The sequence below is a fragment of the Hymenobacter sp. APR13 genome, from assembly GCF_000737515.1.
Lineage (GTDB): Bacteria > Bacteroidota > Bacteroidia > Cytophagales > Hymenobacteraceae > Hymenobacter.
Genome location: NZ_CP006587.1, coordinates 62,518 through 80,598 on the forward strand (window position 1 = coordinate 62,518; position 18,081 = coordinate 80,598).

Below are 18,081 nucleotides of genomic sequence, written 5' to 3' on the forward strand. Positions count from 1 at the left end.
GTTTCCAAAGCCCACTGCTTTACCGATTCAATTCTCTGCCGAAACCATGCTGCCGCCGCTGCCTCCTGTTGTTGCTACCACGCCCGAAAGCCGGCTGGCGTACGTGCTGCACCACTTCTGGCAGGCTTACGACGGCCAGCCACAGGTAACCATCGGCTATGCCGCCACGCAGCCGCAGGTGGAAATTGCGGAGGCGGCCGGCTCCTTTTTCAGCGAAACTGGACCCTACCCTGCCCCGCCCAACTGGCGCGACTGGCACGGGCAGCAACTGCCGTTCTTCTTCGACCCGCACCCCGAAGCGCCGCTATTGGAGCTGCTGCCGGCCGGCCGAGCGCGCATCAACGCCGATATCATATCGGCGGCGTTTTACCTGCTTAGCGGCTGGCAGGAGTTCTTCTCTGATGAGCGGGACCGGCACGGGCGCTTTCCGTTTGCAGCCAGCGTGCAGCACCGCTATGGCTTCGTGGCCGTGCCCGTCGTCAACTACTACTTTGAGGTGCTGAAAACGGCCGTGGAGCACGCCACGGGCCAGCCGCTGGCGGCGCGCCGCTGGGCGGGCGGCGCCCCCTTCGCCACCTTCGTCACGCACGATATCGACAGCCTGCACGGCGCCTGGAAGGCGCCGGCGAAAGCCGCTCTTCGCAGTGGCCGGCTGCTGAACTTCGGCCGGCAACTATGGCGGCATTTCACGCAGCCCGATGCCTGGGACAACTTGGAGCTGGTGCAGCGCACAGTGGCGGAGTTCGGGGCGAAGAGCACATTTTTCTTTCTGCCTGAGCACCGGAAAGCAGCCAACGGCACGCCGAATGCGGATTACGACCTCAAAATTGTTTGGCCACGCATCAAGCCACTAGTAGATAATGGGGCAGAAATCGGGCTACATGCCAGCTTGTTAGCCATTAATCAGTTACGTCTTGATAATGAGGTCGAATTAATGAGTGGGTATTCCCCCATTTTGGGCTTACGCTTCCACTATTTGCGTTGGGAACCACGTTCAACTCCAAGCATCGTCAAAGCAACGGATTGTAACTATGAATCTACGCTAGGCTTTGCCGAGCACTATGGCTTCCGCAACTCCTACTGCCTGCCGTTCCAGCCATTCGACTTCCAAACCGGCAAGCGGTTCGACTTCCTGGAAATCCCGCTCAACGTCATGGATGCCACGCTGCACCACCCCAACTACCTGCAGCTGGCCCCCGACGAAATCCTGCCGGCCCTGACGCCCATGTTCCGGGAAATCGAGCGATTCGGCGGCGTCTGCACGCTGCTCTGGCACAACGACCACTTCGACCCGGCCAACACGGCCACCGGCCCACGCCAGTTCGCCGAGCTGATGCACTACCTTCGCAGCCGCAACACAGCCTTCGTCAACGGCACAGACATATGGCAGGCCGTGATGTAGCTGTCATGCTGAGCTCGCCGAAGCATCTCTACCGAAGCTATTCAATTCGCTTTGCAACGAAGCGGTAGAGATGCTTCGGCAAGCTCAGAATGACGTTCTAGCCTCTCACCCCATCACTTCATTACCTCATCACGTCCATTGGGTATCGTTCGGCGGCAGGGGCTGCGCAATACGGTTATTTCTTACGCGGGCCTGGCGCTGGGCTTCGTGAATACGGTGCTGGTGCTGCCCAAAGTGCTGGAGCCGCGCCAGATTGGCCTGACCAGCGTGCTGGTGGCGCTGGCCACCATGTTTGCGCAGGTGTCGGCGTTTGGGTTCGGCAACATGGGCGTCCGGTTTTTCCCGTATTTCCGGCAGCCCGAAACCGGACACCGGGGGTTTCTGCCGTTTCTGCTGGGCGTGCCGCTGCTGGGCTTCGGGCTGGTGGCGGCGGCGTACCTGGCGGGCAAGCCGCTGGTGCTGAGCTGGTACGCCAAGGATGCGGACCTGCTGCGCGACTACTACGTCTGGGGGCTGGTGCTGGCCTTGTTCACGCTGCTGCTCAACCTGCAGGATACTTACCTGAAGTCGCTCTACCACACGGCTTTCTCGTCGTTTGCGCAGGAAATCATCCTGCGGCTGCTGATTACGGTCGGGGCGCTGCTGTTTGGCGGCGGCTACCTCAACTTCCACGGCTACGTGCTCTGGTACATCGGGGCCAGCAGCAGTATTGCGCTGCTGCTCACGCTCTACACGGCCTACATCGGCGAGCTGCACCTGCGGCCCGCGCGGGCGGCGCTGCGGGTGCGGCCGCTGGGCGAAATGCTCAGCTTTGGGGCCTTCGCGCTGCTCGGCAACGTGTCGGGCGTCATCATCACCACCATCGACTCGCTGATGGTTGGCTCCAAGGTCAGCTTTGATGGGGCCGGCATCTACAGCGTGGCGTTTTTCATCAGCACGGCGCTGGTGCTGCCGTTTCGGGCGCTGTACAAAATTGCCTTCCCGCTGCTGGCCGACTACTGGAAAGACAACGACCACGCCCGCATGGCCGACTTCTACCAGCGCACCACCCGCCTCAACACGCTGCTGGGCTGCTACCTAGCGCTGGGCATCGGCCTCAACCTCGACTTCATCTTCGCCCAGATGAAGCCGGCCTACGCCGCCGGTGCCACCTCGGTGCTTGTTCTGCTGGCTGGCCGGCTGTTCGATGGCATCACCGGCGTCAACGGCCTCATCGTCGTCACGTCGCCGCGCTACCGCTACGACTTGGTGTTCAATGCCTCGCTGGCCGGCGCCACGGTGCTCATGAATCTGCTACTGATTCCACGCCTCGGCCTGACGGGCGCCGCCGTGGCAGCTTCCGTAGCCATGGTGCTCATCAACATTGCGCGCACCTGGTTTGTGTGGCACAGCTTCGGGCTGCAGCCGTTTGATAGGCGCGTCCCGCTGATTCTGCTGCTGGCGGCCGTGGCGGGCGTAGCGGCGTGGCTGGTGCCGTTCGTGCACTCCCTGTTCGCCACAATGCTGCTACGCTCCACGCTGCTGACGGCCGTGTACGGCGGCCTGCTGCTGCTCACCAACGCCGAGCCCCAAGTGCGCGAAACGCTGCAGAAGCTACTGAAAAGAGGGGCAGCTTAAGTAAGCTGAGTTGCGGCTCACTACCTGAAAACGCCTCCTGCCGGCGCAGGCCGCCGCAGAATTTCCCCCAAATTACCTGCTGGCTGCCTCTACTATTGGTTGCACTTCCTCCGAAACGGGTTCGGCTGGTGGCTTAGTGGTTTGGTGCACGCGCCACAGTAGCCCGGCCAGCACGAGGGCGCTTAGTGCCACCACTGCCGCATATATCCAGGGCGCCCCAAACATAGCCGTAACCTCTTTGTCCTTGGCTGCCTCGGTGGCGGCCAGCATAGCTGTGAAGAAGAACATATTGTGAAGGAAATGCACGCCCATGCACAACCATAGCGAGCGTGTGCGATAGTAGAGCCAGCCCAGCAGCAACCCCAGCACAAACGCCAACAAACTCTGCGGCGGATTGAAGTGCATCACCCCAAAAACCAAAGCCGACTGGCCAATGGCTATCCACGGCCGGCCGGGAAAATTGCGCAGCAGCCCCTGCAGCATCACGCCCCGTAGCAGCAGCTCCTCCAGCACCGGAGCCGCCACGCACAAAATCAAAAACGCTACTACGGGCAATTGCTCTAGCTTCTGATAGGGTTCACCCTCGAAGCCCGGCAGGTGCAACAGGTCTATCAGCGAAAGCACCATATCGGCCGCCAGCACCAGCACGGGCAGCGCGATAATCAACCAGCCGGGTACATGCCCATGCAGGTTGATACTGGGCCAACGGCCGGAGTAGCGCCGCCGGAGAAACCACAGCAGCGTACCGTTGCCAGCTACCGCAAACAGCAATAGCGCTACGGCCGTGGGCAGGGAAAGTAGCTTCTCCCCTAACAGCAGAACCGGCACTCCCACCACCAATGAAAACAACATATACCACCCCAGAAAACCCCAGCTTTCTTTGATGGTAGGATAGACTGTCTTGGCTTGAACGGCCGGAACGGGAAGCGCAACTATAGTTTCCACAGAAGATAGGATAAGCTGGATACGGGCTCAAAGCTACGTGTCAGCAGGCCTAATCCCAACCGCAGAAACCCCTAATTCCACTGCTCAACGGCACCTCCTACGCGCCCAACTGCCGGGCAATATCCGCTATAGTAGGGCCGGTGTAGGCGGGGGCGGCAGCCAGCGGGTACAGCGCCTGGCCGGGGCGCGCCACGAAGGCCGCCTGCAGGCCGGCACGCACGGCCCCGGCCGTATCCCAGCCGTGAGCCGCAATCAGCAGCGTGTCGGCGGGGGCTACCTGAAGCTTCTGGCAGGCCATGCGGTAGGTGTCGGGGTGGGGCTTGTAGCGCTGCACAACGTCCACGCTCAGTAGCTGCTCGAAGAAGCTGCTGAGGCCCGCGTAGGCTATCTGCTTTTTCACGGCCGGACCCGACGAGTTGGTGAGCGTGGCCATCCGGAACCCGGCTTTTTGCAGGCGCGTGAGGGCTGGCACCACGTCGGGGTGCGGCGGCAGCTCGGTGATGAGGGCCAGCAGCTCCTTCTTGCGCGCTTCCGGGCGAGCCGACTGACCGAGGGACTGCGCCAGCATATCGAGGGCGGCGGCCCCAATCTGCCCGAAATCGTGGTAGGCAGCGGTGGCAGTATCCACCAGCGAGTATTGCAGCAGCAGCGAAAACCACTGTTTGAAAGCGAATTCGGACTTGAACTCTTGGTTGATGGCCGTCTGCAGCTTGCTCAGGTCCAGCAGGGTTTCGTTGACGTCAAACAGCAGCAGTTTGGGACGGGCGGCGAGGGGCAGGGCCATAAGCGAAGAAGGCAGCGCGGCCGCCGTAGCAGCCAGCGCGAGAGAAGAAAGAAACGTGCGACGAGTACTCATAGCCCCGTTATACGCAGAAACCCGGCGCCGACCGGGTTTTTCTCCACATGCCACCCCGTAACGCAAACAGCCGGAACATCCCGGCCCCGGCTGCTTCATAGGCCATAACGGCCCAATTTTTAATTCTTAATTTTTAATTCATTTCCCAGCTTGCTATGCTTGCGGCCGTAGCCGAAGTAGATGGCCAGGCCGATAGCCAGCCACACGGCCAGCCGCAGCCACGTTTCCCAGGGCAGCGCCAGCATCATCACCACGCAGGTCAGGATGCCGAGGATGGGCACCAGCGGCACCCAGGGCGTGCGGAATCCGCGCGGGGCGTCGGGCTCGCGCTTGCGCATAATCAGGATGCCCACGCACACCATCACAAAGGCCAGCAGCGTGCCGATGCTCGTCATCTCGCCCACCACTGAAATCGGCACGAAGCCCGCAAACAGCGCAATGAACAGCCCCAGCAGCAGATTCGACTGCAGCGGCGTGCGGAACCGCTCGTGAATCCGGGCGAAAACCGGGGGCAGCAGGCCATCTTTGGCCATGCTGAAAAACACCCGGCTCTGGCCCAGCAAGTCCACCAGAATCACGGACGTATAACCAACGATGATGGCCAGAATTACGGCCGACGACAGCCAGGCGTAGGGCGTTTTCTCGATGGCAATGGCCACCGGCGCAGCGCTGTTCTTGAACTCGGTGTAGTTGGCCAGTCCGGTCATCACGTGCCCGAACAGCACGAACAGCACAGTGCAGATAAGCAATGAGCCGATGATGCCGATGGGCATGTTGCGCTGCGGGTTCTTGGTTTCCTGGGCCATGGTAGCCACGATATCGAAGCCGATGAACACGAAGAACACCACGCCCGCCCCGCGCAGAATACCGCTCCAGCCAAACTCGCCAAACACGCCGGTATTGGCCGGAATGTAGGGTTGGTAGTTGGTGGGGTCGATGTACTGCCAGCCCAGCGCAATAAACACCAGCACCACCGACACCTTCAGCGTCACGACCAGCGCATTAAACCACGCCGAGCCCGACGTGCCGCGAATGATAATCAGGGTGATGGCCAGCACAATCAGCATGGCCGGAATATTGACGAAGCCGTGCACGATACTGCCGTCGGCCAGCGTGGCCGTTTCGAACGGCGACATCACCAGCTGCGGCGGCACGATGATGCCGTACTTGCTCAGGAACTTAAGCAGATATTGCGACCAGCTGATGGCCACCGTGGCCGCGCCCACCGAGTATTCCAGCACCAAATCCCAGCCGATAATCCAGGCGAACAGCTCGCCCATGGTGGCGTAGGCGTAGGTGTAGGCCGAGCCGGCCACGGGCACCATGGAGGCAAACTCGGCGTAACACAGCGCCGAGAAGGCGCAGCCCACGGCCGCCACCACAAACGAGAGCGTCACGGCCGGGCCGGCGTTGTTGGCGGCGGCAATGCCGGTTAGCGAGAACAGGCCCGCCCCGATAATTACGCCGATGCCGATGGTAATGAGGTTGAAGCCGTTCAGGCTTCGTTTGAGCGTTCCGGCGCCGGTTTCGGCCGCCTCCTGCCGCAGCAGTTCCAGTGATTTTCTAAGCATGAAAAAGGGTGAAGACGCGCGCAGCCGTTGTGTAGCGGCGCCTTGCTGGTAGTGGGGTGATAGGCAACTGGCTGGGACTGAGCTGCCCGCCAGTACGTGAGAAACTGAAGTTTGAGGGCGAACGAGCTACGCCACTACCTGGATAACGGATTCAGAGAAACGCTCCATTTCTTCCAGCTGCGGACTGGCCTGCAACAAAAAGAAATCCACGCCTACGGCCTCGAAAGCGCCAATCCGGTCCTGCAGCTGGGCAGGCGTGCCGGTCAGGCCGGTGCGCAGGCCGCGGTTGGAAACCGAGTAGTCGTGCAGCGACACCTGCTGCTCCAGCTGGGTGCCGGCCAGCCACTGCTGGTAGTTGCCGTAGCCCGAGGCCGAGGCTTTTACGTTGGTGATGCGGTCCAGTTCCTTCTTCACGTCCTGCTCCGAGTCGCGCACGATGGTGTAGCCGGCCACGCCGAATTTCATCGGCGGCAGGCCTTTCTGCTCGCGGCGGCGGCGCATATCCGCAATGCGGGCCCCAATCAGCTCCGGCGAGTCGCCGTGCATCACGTAACCGTCGCACTGGGTGGAAATGAGGTCCTTGGCCGCTTCCGATTCGCCGCCGGCGTACAGGAATGGGGCTTTGGCGGGCTTGGGCTGCAGCACGTTGTCGGCTACCTGGTAGTACTTGCCGTCGTAGCTGAAATGGTCCTGCTTCCACACGTTGGTCACCACGTCCAGCCACTCGCGGGTGCGGGCGTACCGGTCGTCGTGCTGCTCGAAGTGCAGGCCATACTTGGTGGCCTCATCCTTCCACCAGCTCGATACCACGTTCAGCGACAACCGCCCGGGCGCAATCAAATCGATGTTGGCGGCCTGCTTGGCCAGCAGCGCGGGGTTGTGGAAGGTGGGCCGCACGGCCACCATAATTTCCAGCTGCTCGGTGACAGCGGCCAGCGCGGCGGCCGTGCTCCAGGCCTCCAGCGAAGGCGCCTCGGTGCCTTTGATGTCGTTCAGGTACAGCTCCGCAATCAGCGTGAGGTCGTAGCCCAACGCCTCGCTGCGCTGCGCCAGCTGCTTCACATAGCTCCAGTCGGTGGGCATCTGCTCGTCCTCGACGTTGCGCAGCCAGCCCCCGAAAACGGGCATCCAATAGCCAAATTTCATGGTTCGTTGAGTTGAGTAGAACGTCATGCTGAGCTTGCCGAAGCATCTCGCGTGCTGACGTTGTGATAGTAATCCGGCGTCAGCACGCGAGATGCTTCGGCAAGCTCAGCATGACGTTCTGATTGTTTGCTTGAATGAATCGTCGGCCTATGCCGTGGCCACTCCCTCCTGAGCCACCGCCGTCACCGGCAGCTGCGATTCCAGGTAGTCCACGAAGCGGGCGTAGGGGTCGAAGCCGACCACGTTCACGGCGTCGGCCACGAAGTTGGACAGGGCGTTGATGTCGTAGAACAGCACGTCGCCGGTGCGGTCATCAAGCAAGTATTCGATGCCGCCCACGTCGATTTTGGCGGCGGCCACGATGCGCTCCACGGCTTCAATCACCTCGGCGGGTGGCGTGAAGGCCTCTACCTGGATTCCCTTTTTCGGGGCTTCCGTCAGGCAGAACTCGGCCGACTGCTCTTCCGGAATCTGGCAGATTTCGGCCGGGCACAGGTTGAAGCTCTCGCCGGTGGTGTACACCTTCATGGCGTAGAGAAACTTGCCATTGAGCGTTTCCACGCGGTGAATGTGGCCGCCGCGGGGCGTCACGTACTCCTGCACCAGCGCCGTCTGGTCGATGCCCAGGTCAATCTGGTTGTTGTCGACGGCGGCTTGCAGGCCTTCCGGCGTATCGAAGCGGATGATGCCCGCGCCGCTGCCGCCGATGTTCACCTTCACCACCACCGGAAAGCGCAGCTCGCGCGCGGCATCCGCGGCCCGCGAGGCGTGGTTGATGACCCGCGAAGCCGGATATTTTAGCCCCAGCGACTCAAACAAGGACAGCTGCCGTGCCTTGTTGGTCTCGATGGCCGTGGCCGCCGAGCCGTTGATGATGCGCGTACCGATGCGCTCCAGATGCGTGGCGTAGCCGGCCGTGTGGAAGATACCCTGCCCATGCCCGCGCAGGTACGCCGACGAGCTCATGCGGTTCACCACGAGGCTGTAGCGGCTTTCCCTTTCCGAGGGGTTGAACAGGTGATGCGCGGCGTCGATTTTCTCGTAGGGCAGGCCGCGGCGGTCCAGCTCCGCAAACAGGGGCTTGAACCACTCGGGGTGCTCGAAATAGATACCTATGGGCTTTTGGAGGGATGACACAGTCAGAAGCAAAAAGACGGAAAATGAAAAACGAAACGGCGCCGGCAGAAGCGCAACGCCACCGGCTCCCGGGAAAAAACAACGCAGGAACGGAAGTCCGGCCTAGCCGATTACACCGCCCGCAAACCGCGCAACGAACGAATCAGCAGCCACCGCAGGCCGCCAAACGGAGCGCAAAGCCTGCACCCGGCCTGGCCATCGGGCGACAATCCGAGAAAAAGAGGAGGTGCGGGCGCGAAGCCGCTCAGTGCAGCAGCCGGCCGACGTGCAGCGCCGGCGGGCGCATACCCGCGAAAACAGAGAAGGGGCTAGCTACGCCCGACAACAACAGCAACAACAGCCCCGGCCCGCCAGCCGCAACGCGGCAGCCGGAGCCAAAAAAGCGGAGGTTGAATGCAGGAGGTTGTTGGAAGCGTCCACGGCAACTTGTTTTTATATGGTCAGGAATTGGCACCGTTCCGGAGGGTTCCGGGTGGTTGCCGACGCTTCATCGAGCCTGTCTCTCAGCGCCTCTGTATAAAAACAATCCTTCGGGCTAGAAAGAATTGATAGGGCAAAGGTAAAACCGGATTGCTGCCCCCGCAACCCGGACTGTACAAAGCCCCAACCGCCCCATTTTGTTGCGACTGGCGGTTCTTTCCTCGCCCCTGGCTGCCCGCCTCCGCCAGCCCGAAGCCGGGGCCACGGCCTTCGCCCGCCAGTGCTGGAACCGGCCGATTCCAAGGCGTCAGCCCCGATAAAAACCCGCGACCGAGCCCGCAAACGAAGGTTTAACCGAAAAATTTAAATTTTTCAAGAGGCCAGTTTTTAGCCTTGGCACCGAAAACTGGCACCGGAGTTGCAAATGACCTTGCAGAAGCCCGGCCGCCAGTCCGGACGGCAGCGGGCTTCTTTCACCCGTCATAAATTTTCCAATCATAGCCATGAAGAAGTTCCTCGTCATCCTCGCCGCTTTCTCGTTTTCTGCCGCCGCCGTTTCGGCCCAGACGCTGCCCGCCAAAGCGCCTCACGGCCAGCACCGCATGAAAGGCGACAAAGCCGCCAAAACGCCCGAGCAGCGCGCCGACCACGCCGCCAAGAGCCTCACCAAGCAGCTCGGCCTGTCGGCCGCCCAGACTGAGCAGGTGCGCCAGCTGCACCTGAGCCGCGCCAAGGAAATGCAGGCCTACAAAGCCCAGGTCGGCACCACGCCCGCTACCAAGCGCCAGCACCATGAGGCCATGAAGGGCAAAAAAGCCCAGTACGACGCCCAGCTCAAGCAAATCCTGAGCGCCGACCAGTACGCCAAGTACACCCAGCTGCAGTCTGACCGCATGGCCAAGCGCAAAGCCCACCAGGGCCCCAAGCAGGCCAAAGGCTAAGCTTTCCTGCCACCAAAAAAAACCAGCCCTGACGGTAACGTCAGGGCTGTTTTTTTGTGTCATTCCGAGCGAAGCGAGGAATCTGGGTGATGCTGTAGCATGCGTGGTTACCCAGATTCCTCGCTTTGCTCGGAATGACACCCTACTTTGCGGAATCCGCCTCACCGGCAATGCGGCCGTGCTCGGCAAACCAGCGCAGGCGGTAGCACATGATGGCCGTGTCGCCGAGCTGGGCCAGCAGGCGGTAGTTGGCCACGGCCCCCACGGCGGCCCCGATGACGGGCACCAGCTGGGCCAGCTTGGCCAAGTCGATGTAGTCGCGGTACTCCTGCTGGAACGTGCGCCAGTCGAAGGTTTCGGCAGTGACGGTTTGCTGCGTTTCGGGCCAGGCGGCGAGCTGGCAGTAGGTTTCGCGGCGGGTGTGCTGGCTGCTGAAGGCCAGCTGGAAGATGTGCAGCAGGTAGAGCCGCTCCGGGAAGCTGCGCACGTCATGGCCGTAGAGGGCGGCAATATCAAACAGCAGCTTCAGCTTGATGCCCAGCAGCAGCGGAAAATCGGCCAGGCCCAGCAGGAAGCCGCCGGCCCCGGTCACGCCGCCTTCCACGGCCGCCGTGTTGCGGTACGCCCGGATGCGGGCCCGCACCCGCGCCTCCCGCTCCTGTAGCGTGCCTTCCGAAACCGGCTTCTGCGTGGTGTGCGTGGATCCAAACAGCACGCCCTGCACCATCTTCTGAATGGCCACGGTAATGGCCACATGCACTTTCTCCGGCAGTAATGCGTTCAGCCGCGCCTGCACACGCCGCGCCACCTGGTTCAGCCACGTGGGCTGCTGCTGCATCCGGCGCTGCCAGGCCTGCAGGTCGTGGAGGGCTTGTTGGTCGGAGGAGTTCATGGCGTTGGCTTCATAGGTCCTTTATAATAACCTGGAGATATCGGTATTTGGTGTCATTTGGCTTGTGCTGCGCACTCTGCGCCATGGCTTCTTCGGCCGACATTACTCTCAGAATAAAACGCTTATTGCCATTCCAAACCAGATTAATGGGCACCCACTTTTGCTGATTGATAGCGAACATCTTTCTAATTCGTCCTCCCGCGCTACTATACACCTGAACGCCATTGAGGTCATCTTCGAATACCAGACCCTCATTTAAAGCCGCCATCAATTTGAAGTCTGGTGCACATATAGGTTCAGACCAGATAGTATCCGTTTGGCCACTACGCTCATCTACCAGAAAGACTCGGCCAGCCTCCCAGAACATCCCGGCCACGACGTATTTTTTGAGAGCCGGAATACGGCCTTTGTAGCGAAACTCTGCCACCTCGTCCTCATTCTGCGGAGTTAGCTTATTTTGAAAGAAGCGGGTTTTGCCCGTGTTCAGTTTTAGGAGAACACCTTTCTTGTCGGCCGTCACACCGGCTTTATCGACCACGATACTTGCCTTGGCGGCTTGGCGGGCTTGGTCAAAAGCAACTCTAGTACTAGCCTGGATAGTGTAACGCAAGACGGCCCCACTACTTTTTGCCGATCTTCTCGGCGCCTGCCTGCTGGTGCAGTTAAGGTTACCGACGGAAGCATCTACACAAAATAGGTGCAACAAACTTAGAATTACAGGTAAAAACATGGGTCAGCCTTGCCGTAGGTTAAGATTTCTCAACGCATAAATCCGCTCAATCATCTCCACCACCTTCAGGCCTTCTAGCGCATTAGTGGTGGCTACGCCACGCTGCTGGATGGTGTCGACTACGTTGTCGATGACGTGGACGTGGTTGGCGGCGGAGCCTTGGTAGGGGCCATATTGGTTGGCAGGGTTGGTGGGCGCGAGTTCGGGCATCTGGTAGTCGCGCAGGTGGCAGTAGTCCACTTTGTCCATGTACTGGCCGCCGAGGCGCAGGCTGCCGTGCTCGGCCACCACCGTGAGGGAGCTTTCCAGGTTCCGGTCCCAGACGGCAGTGCTGTATTGCAGGGTGCCGCTGCCACCGCGCAGCAGGTCGAACGTGACGAGGCCGCTATCTTCGAATTCGGTGAGGCCGGCGTGGTTGAAGTCGCGGAAGCGGGCCGAGATATTGGTGATGTCGCCGAACACCCAGTAGAGCAAATCCACGAAATGGCTGAACTGGGTGAAGAGCGTGCCGCCGTCGAGGGCGCGGGTGCCGTGCCAGCTGCCGGGCGTGTAATACCGCTCGTCGCGGTTCCAGAAGCAGTTGAGCTGCACCAGATACACCTGTCCCAGGCGGCCTTCGTCCATCACCTGCTTCAGCCAGGCAGCCGGCGGCGAGTAACGGTTCTGCATCACCCCAAACACAAAACGGCCGGTTTGCAGCGCCGTGTGTACAATCTGCTCGGCATCGGCTTTGCTCAGGGCCAGCGGTTTTTCCACCACCACGTGCAGGCCGGCGCGCAGGCCGCGCACTGCCTGCGGAGCGTGCAGGCCGTTGGGCGTGGCAATGGTCAGCACGTCGGCGGCGGGGCCGTAGATTAGGTAGTCATCGAGGGAGGCGAAGAACGGCACGCCGGAAAACTCGGTAGCCAGCTCCGCCTGCACTTCGGGGTTTGTGTCGATTAGGGCCACGAGTTGGGCGCCGGGGTGGCGCGCCACCAGTGCGGCGTGGCGGCGCCCGATGTGGCCCACGCCGCAAATGGCAAAACGAACGGCAGCAGAAGAATCAGCCAAGGCAAGCAGGGTTCAGAGCACATGAATGTTCGGCAAGCTCCGAAAAAACGCGGGTTTCTCCTGCGCCTATCCTGCCGCTCGTTCCGGGCACGCCGCACGCAGCCACCAGTAGAGCGGACTTTGTAGTTCGCGCCCCGCGCCGATTGCCCCATTCAGGTAGTTCTACCGGCGCGAGGGCGCGAACCATAAAGCTCGCGCTACTGCCACGGGCTGTTGGAAACGCCAAAAGCCGGTTCTGGCCTGTTGAGGCACTGGAACCGGCTTTTCATACCGAAGCGAATAGCAGCAGCCGTTACAGCAGCCGCTTCAGCTCCGCAAAGTTGGTGTTGCTGACCGTGCGGCTGGCGCAGCCCAGGGCCTGGGCGCTCTTCTGGATGTTGGTGATGCGCGAGCCGGGGTTGGGGTGGGTACTCAGGAACTCGGGCGTACCGCCTCCCCCCTGCTTTTCAGCCTTGATGAAGAAGCCGGCGGCCCCGTCGCAGTCGTAGTAGCGGGTGCCGTTGAGGTAGATGGTGGAGTATTTGTCGGCGTCCAGCTCGTAGTCGCGGCTGAACTTGAGCTGACCCACGCCCGCCGCCAGCTGCACCAGCTGGCTGTTAGAGCGGTTGCCGAGCACGATGCCCAGCAGCAGGCTGGTACCGTACTGCTTCTGCAGCATCTGGGTGCTGTGGCGGCGGTCGGCGTGGGCAATTTCGTGGCCCAGGATGCCGGCCAGCTCGCTTTCATTGTCCAGGAACTTGATCAGGCCCGAGTACACGTAGATGTAGCCGCCAGGCGTGGCAAAGGCGTTCTGCACGGCGTCGTCCTTGATGATCTTCACGCTCCACGGAAACTGGGTGCGGTACTTCAGGTTGCCGTTGTCGAGCACGCGCTTCACCACCCCGTCGAGCAGCTGGTAGGCGCGGGCATTGCGGGAGTTGCGCTCCAGCAGCTGGCCTTTAGCGCGGTAGGTGGAGTCGGTCTGGCGGGCCACCCGGGCCCCCAGCTCAATATCCTGCTGAATGGAAAACAGGCTGAACTGGGCGGGCTTGTTAACGGCGGCGGTAGTTAGGGCCGCTACGCCGGCCAGCGGCAGCAGCAGTGTCAGGAAAGAACGGCGCATAAAACGAGGAATCTGGAGTCGTGAAAAGAGGTGTCTATACGGCAGAATGAAAAAACAGTGCCAGTAGCGGCCTGTCATTCCAAGCGAAGGAACAATCTGAGGTACGTGCCGGACCAGCGAACCTCAGCTTCCGCCGGTGCCGGAAAGGCAGCCGGCCCGCACCACGGTCACTACGTACGCTACCTGCTCGTCGCTGAGCGTGGGATGAATCGGTAACGACAGCACCGTGCGGCACAGCCGCTCAGCCACCGGAAATTGTCCGGCGCGGTAGCCCAGGTGGGCGTAGGCCGGCTGCAGATGCGTGGGTAGCGGATAGTACACGGCGCTGGGCACGCCATGCGCCGCCAGATGCTGCTGCAGCGCGTCGCGGCGGCCGGGCCTGTCGTTAGGGAGTGTGAGGGTGTACTGGTGAAAGACGTGGGTGCTGCGCGGGTCGCGGGCCGGCACCGCCAGGCCGGGCACGTCGGCTAAGGCGGCATCGTAGCGGGCGGCCACGTGCTGGCGGGCGGCGGTCCAGGCGGGCAGGTGGGGCAGCTTCACGCGCAGCAGCGCGGCCTGCAGCGTATCGAGGCGGGAGTTGAGGCCGATGTGGGCGTGGTGGTATTTGCGGTCCTGGCCGTGGTTGGCGAGCTGGCGCAGATAGGTGGCGCGGGCTTCGTCGCGGGTAAACAGCGCGCCGCCATCACCGAAGCCGCCCAGGTTTTTGCTGGGAAAGAACGACGTAGTACCTACCTCCCCCACCGTGCCGGCCACCCAGGTTTCGCCCTGGCTGGTCTGGAACGTGGCCCCGATGGCCTGGGCGTTGTCCTCAATCAGGGCCACGCCGTGCTGGTTGGCCAGGCTGCGGAGCGCCTCCAAATCGGCGCACTGCCCAAACAGATGCACGGCCACAATGGCTCCGGTGCGAGGCGTGAGGGCCGCGGCGGCAGCCTGCGGATCGAGGTTGAAGGTGCCAGGCAGCACGTCGGCCGGCACGGGCACCAGCCCCAGGACGGCCGCGGCCTCCAGCGTGGCTACGTAGGTGAAAGCCGGCACTATCACCTCGGCGCCGGGCGGCAGGCGCAATGCCATCAGAGCCAGCTGCAGGGCATCGGTGCCGTTGGCGCAGGGCACCACGTGCGGCCCGCCGAGGTAATGGCTCAGCTCTCGGGTGAATTGCTGGACAGCCGGCCCCTGGATGAAAGCGGCTTCCTTTAGTGCATGGTGCAGTACCGCTTCCAGCTCACCCAGAATAGGCGCATGCTGGGCTGGCAGATCGAGAAGCTGAATAGGTTGCGGAGGCTGGGTAGCAGTAGGCACGAGGGCAAAGCAAATGAATATGCGCTAAAGATAGAAACCAGCCGCCGCGCTACCTGCTAAGCTGCCAGCGCAACCTCGGGCATCAGGGCTGCGTTAAATCTGGCTGAAGCCGACGGGCTACCTGCCAGCGGCAATCCACTCTCTACACTCTCTCCCACCATGTTCAAGAAACAACTCACCCTCCACGCTCTGTCGGCCTTGCTGCTGATGGGCGGCGCCGCCTTCACTCAGACCAGCTGTAGCCAAAACCAGCAGAAGGAAATTTCTGCCGAAAGCGACCAGGCTTACAACGACTTTGCCACGTTCGTTTCGGATGCCGAAGCCAAGGCCGATGCCGTAGCCACCCAGGCTGAAGCCGACTACGACCGTGAAACCGCGCAAATGAAGGCCGATTTCGATGCTAAAGTAGCTGCTGTCGATAAGTACGCTGATGGCTACGACGACGCTCGTCGTCAGGAAATTGAGGCCCTGCGCACCCGCTACACTGCCGCTTACGACAAGCGCGAAATGGCCTGGAAAAACCGTGCCGATGCTGGTATGGCCACCACCGGTGCCACTACTGATATGAGCACCATGAAGCCGGGCAAATACTACACGCCCATGAGCCCTGCCGCCCAGATTACGGCTGCCAACGCCCGCGCTACCTACGAGAAGTTTGTAGCCAACGTGAAGCAGAATGAAGACAAGTACGACATCGAAGACTGGCGCTATATCAACTCAGAGTGGCGCGCGTTGGATGAAGCCTATGACAAAGTGAAAGGCGACATCCCCGCTAAAGACCTGGCCGAAATCCAGAAGGAAAAGTTGAAATACGCTGCCTTCAAATCATTTGACAAATCGGAAGCCCGCGCGGCACAAGGCGCGGCAGCCGTTAGTGGCGAAGCCAAGGAAGTGAAAGCCGAAACCGCCGATGAGCGCAGCAAAGTAGGCCAAGCCGCCAGCAACACTGCTTCCGACGTGAAAGACGCTGGCAAGAAGGTAGGTGGGGCCGTGAAAGGCGCATTCAAGGAAGTGAAATCGGAAGTCAAGAATACCGATAACGACTAAGCACCCACCCGGGCAAAAGGCCTCTTCCCACATGGGGAGAGGCCTTTTTTTATGCTCTCTAGTCTAGTTTTACTCATCTGGTGGCAGTTGTGCAACAAACTGCTACTTCAGCTCCGTGAGCAGCCAGTACAGCTTCAGGGCGTCGAGCTGGCGCAGGCTGGGCTGGCTGGAAAGAAGGTTGCGGCGCACCTGCTGCTGCCGAAGCGCAAAGGCCACGCGCACAGCCTCGCCCAAACCCCAGCGGCGCAGCTGCAGGGCCGCTTTCAGCAGCTTGGTGTCGGCGCCCAGGCCTTCGGCGTGGTAGAGGCGGGCCAGGTTGCGCACGGCATCGTGGGTTTTGCCCAGAAACACGGCGGCGGGCTCCAGGCCGTCGTGCAGCACGGGGTTGTCGAGGTGGTGCACGGCGGTACCGGCCTGCCGCAGCAGCCACCCGAATTTGGTGTCTTCGTGGCCGTAGCGGGTCAGGGTTTCATCGAGGCCGAAGCGGTGGAACACGGCGGTCTGCACCAGCATGTTGTTGAGGGTGAGCTGGCCGTGTGGGGCTCGCTGGCGCAGGGCTGCTGGCCGGGCTTCGCGGCGGCGCCCGTAGAGCCAGCGCAGGTATAAGGCCGACTCGGCCGGCGGCTGTGCTTCGTAGGTGGTGCCCCCTACCAACACCGGCGCCAGCAGCAGGGCTGCGGCATAGCGGGCCAGAAACTGGTCGTCGGGCAGCAGGCTGTCGTTGTCGAGCAGAAGCAGCCACTCGTGGCGGGCGGCGGCGGCCAGCTGGTTGCGAATGGCGGCGCGCCCCACATTGTGCGGCAGCTCCTGATAGCAGACGCCCGGCAAATCGGCCAGCGCCTGGTTGAGGCAGCGGTACCGGGGCTCGGAGGCGTCGTCGAGGCAGTGGATTTCCACCGGCCCGCCCCAGTCGGCGGCCTGGGCCAGCAGGGCGCGTACTAGCGGCGTCACGTCGCGGTTGTACACCGGAATCAGCACCGAAAGTCCCGGAAAGCTCACCTCAGATTTGCGCATGTAGAAACCGTCCGTCCGTTCAATACTGCCTGGCAGCACTGGCCCCGCAACGGAGCCTGATAGCAGCCTAGTTTAAGGAATTGAGCTGAAACGGCGTAGTGGCGGAGTCTACCAGCTGCCCTTTTTCACATTTGAGTACGCGCTTGGGGTACTGCTGGATGATCTGGTAGTTGTGGGTGGCCATGAGCACGGCCGTGCCGGAGTTGTTGATTTCCACGAACAGGTGCATGATGCTGTCGGCTACGTCGGGGTCGAGGTTGCCGGTGGGCTCGTCGGCGAGCAGTAGCAACGGCTCGTTGAGCAGGGCCCGGGCAATGACCACGCGCTGCTGCTCGCCGCCGGACAGCTGGTGCGGCATCTTGGCGGCCGAGTTGGCCAACCCCACCTGCATGAGCACCTCCGAAATCCGCTGCTGCTTGCGGGCCTTGCCTTTCCAGCCGGTGGCGTTCAGCACAAACAGCAGGTTTTCAGCCACCGTGCGGTCGAAGAGCAGCTGGAAATCCTGGAAGATGATGCCCAGCTTGCGCCGCAGAAACGGCACCTTGCTGCCGCTGCTCAGCTTGGGCAGCGCAAACCCTACCACCGTGCCCGTGCCGCCGCCCAGGGCCAGGTCGGCGTACAGAGTCTTCAACAAGGAGCTTTTGCCGGAGCCCGTGCGGCCCACCAGATACGCAAATTCGCCTTTGTCGAGCGTGAACGTCACCTTTTGCAGCACGGTGTTCACGTCCTGCATGATGTAGGCGTCGTGGAGCTCGATAACGGGGTTGGTGGCAGTAGGCATGGGGCGAAGATACGGGGCGGAGGGACTTCCAGAAAAAACAGAATTCCGGATGAAGCGCGCTGCCGGCCGCCGGCAAACCCGGTCAGCTCCACAGCTTCACTTCATCCGGAACGCTACAACGTGGCGCGACA

The 18,081-nt window shown here is 61.7% G+C and carries 16 protein-coding genes and 1 riboswitch; of the genes, 4 read left to right on the forward strand and 12 right to left on the reverse strand.

The window, feature by feature from the left end:
- Window positions 1-46 precede the first annotated feature (46 nt).
- Window positions 47-1,402 carry a DUF7033 domain-containing protein gene (locus N008_RS00220; RefSeq protein WP_044012777.1) on the forward strand — a complete coding sequence of 452 codons (1,356 nt, stop codon included), beginning with the start codon at window positions 47-49 and terminating at the stop codon, window positions 1,400-1,402.
- 138 nt (window positions 1,403-1,540) lie between these two features.
- The gene (locus N008_RS00225; protein ID WP_052381020.1) at window positions 1,541-3,019 is read left to right on the forward strand and encodes a lipopolysaccharide biosynthesis protein; all 1,479 of its coding nucleotides are present in this window, start codon (window positions 1,541-1,543) and stop codon (window positions 3,017-3,019) included.
- A gap of 72 nt (window positions 3,020-3,091) precedes the next feature.
- Here the strand turns inward: N008_RS00225 and N008_RS21115 are convergent, their stop codons facing one another.
- From N008_RS21115 to N008_RS00250, 5 genes are all read right to left on the reverse strand, one after another.
- Entirely contained in the window at window positions 3,092-3,871 is a 780-nt protein-coding gene (locus tag N008_RS21115) for a CPBP family intramembrane glutamic endopeptidase (RefSeq protein ID WP_081910518.1), read from the reverse strand.
- Between the two features lie 190 nt (window positions 3,872-4,061).
- Entirely contained in the window at window positions 4,062-4,820 is a 759-nt protein-coding gene (locus N008_RS00235) for a haloacid dehalogenase type II (RefSeq protein WP_044012783.1), read from the reverse strand.
- A gap of 119 nt (window positions 4,821-4,939) precedes the next feature.
- Complete coding sequence (locus N008_RS00240; protein WP_044012786.1) at window positions 4,940-6,391, reverse strand: amino acid permease; 1,452 nt, start codon at window positions 6,389-6,391, stop codon at window positions 4,940-4,942.
- Window positions 6,392-6,517: 126 nt separating this feature from the next.
- Window positions 6,518-7,537, reverse strand: a complete 1,020-nt coding sequence (locus N008_RS00245; protein ID WP_044012788.1) for an LLM class flavin-dependent oxidoreductase — start codon at window positions 7,535-7,537, stop codon at window positions 6,518-6,520.
- A 147-nt stretch (window positions 7,538-7,684) separates the two neighbouring features.
- A complete protein-coding gene (locus N008_RS00250) occupies window positions 7,685-8,674 on the reverse strand; it encodes a RimK family alpha-L-glutamate ligase (RefSeq protein WP_044012791.1) in 990 nt (329 codons plus the stop codon).
- A 429-nt stretch (window positions 8,675-9,103) separates the two neighbouring features.
- A riboswitch (SAM riboswitch) is annotated at window positions 9,104-9,197 on the reverse strand.
- A 400-nt stretch (window positions 9,198-9,597) separates the two neighbouring features.
- Here N008_RS00250 and N008_RS00255 point away from each other — a divergent pair.
- Window positions 9,598-10,035 (forward strand): hypothetical protein, encoded by a 438-nt coding sequence (locus N008_RS00255; RefSeq protein ID WP_044012794.1) that lies wholly within the window; start codon window positions 9,598-9,600, stop codon window positions 10,033-10,035.
- A gap of 142 nt (window positions 10,036-10,177) precedes the next feature.
- On the opposite strand, the gene N008_RS00260 is transcribed toward N008_RS00255, so the two are convergent.
- The 5 genes from N008_RS00260 to N008_RS00280 all read right to left on the reverse strand — a co-directional run bounded on the left by N008_RS00260 (window position 10,178) and on the right by N008_RS00280 (window position 15,108).
- Window positions 10,178-10,927, reverse strand: a complete 750-nt coding sequence (locus tag N008_RS00260; protein WP_044012797.1) for an EcsC family protein — start codon at window positions 10,925-10,927, stop codon at window positions 10,178-10,180.
- A 10-nt stretch (window positions 10,928-10,937) separates the two neighbouring features.
- Complete coding sequence (locus tag N008_RS00265) at window positions 10,938-11,633, reverse strand: hypothetical protein (RefSeq protein ID WP_044012800.1); 696 nt, start codon at window positions 11,631-11,633, stop codon at window positions 10,938-10,940.
- 27 nt (window positions 11,634-11,660) lie between these two features.
- Window positions 11,661-12,707: a Gfo/Idh/MocA family protein gene (locus N008_RS00270; RefSeq protein WP_044012803.1), complete on the reverse strand. Its 1,047-nt coding sequence runs from the start codon at window positions 12,705-12,707 to the stop codon at window positions 11,661-11,663.
- Window positions 12,708-12,999: 292 nt separating this feature from the next.
- Window positions 13,000-13,809 carry a M48 family metalloprotease gene (locus N008_RS00275; RefSeq protein ID WP_044012806.1) on the reverse strand — a complete coding sequence of 270 codons (810 nt, stop codon included), beginning with the start codon at window positions 13,807-13,809 and terminating at the stop codon, window positions 13,000-13,002.
- A gap of 123 nt (window positions 13,810-13,932) precedes the next feature.
- Window positions 13,933-15,108 (reverse strand): DegT/DnrJ/EryC1/StrS family aminotransferase, encoded by a 1,176-nt coding sequence (locus N008_RS00280; protein WP_044012810.1) that lies wholly within the window; start codon window positions 15,106-15,108, stop codon window positions 13,933-13,935.
- 159 nt (window positions 15,109-15,267) lie between these two features.
- Here N008_RS00280 and N008_RS00285 point away from each other — a divergent pair, with 159 nt between their 5' ends.
- Window positions 15,268-16,155: a DUF6565 domain-containing protein gene (locus N008_RS00285; protein WP_044012813.1), complete on the forward strand. Its 888-nt coding sequence runs from the start codon at window positions 15,268-15,270 to the stop codon at window positions 16,153-16,155.
- A gap of 102 nt (window positions 16,156-16,257) precedes the next feature.
- Here N008_RS00285 and N008_RS00290 read toward each other — a convergent pair whose 3' ends face one another.
- On the reverse strand, window positions 16,258-17,169 hold the full coding sequence (locus N008_RS00290) for a glycosyltransferase (RefSeq protein ID WP_044012815.1): 912 nt from the start codon (window positions 17,167-17,169) through the stop codon (window positions 16,258-16,260).
- 67 nt (window positions 17,170-17,236) lie between these two features.
- On the reverse strand, window positions 17,237-17,950 hold the full coding sequence (locus tag N008_RS00295; RefSeq protein ID WP_044012818.1) for a cell division ATP-binding protein FtsE: 714 nt from the start codon (window positions 17,948-17,950) through the stop codon (window positions 17,237-17,239).
- Between the last annotated feature and the right edge of the window lie 131 nt (window positions 17,951-18,081).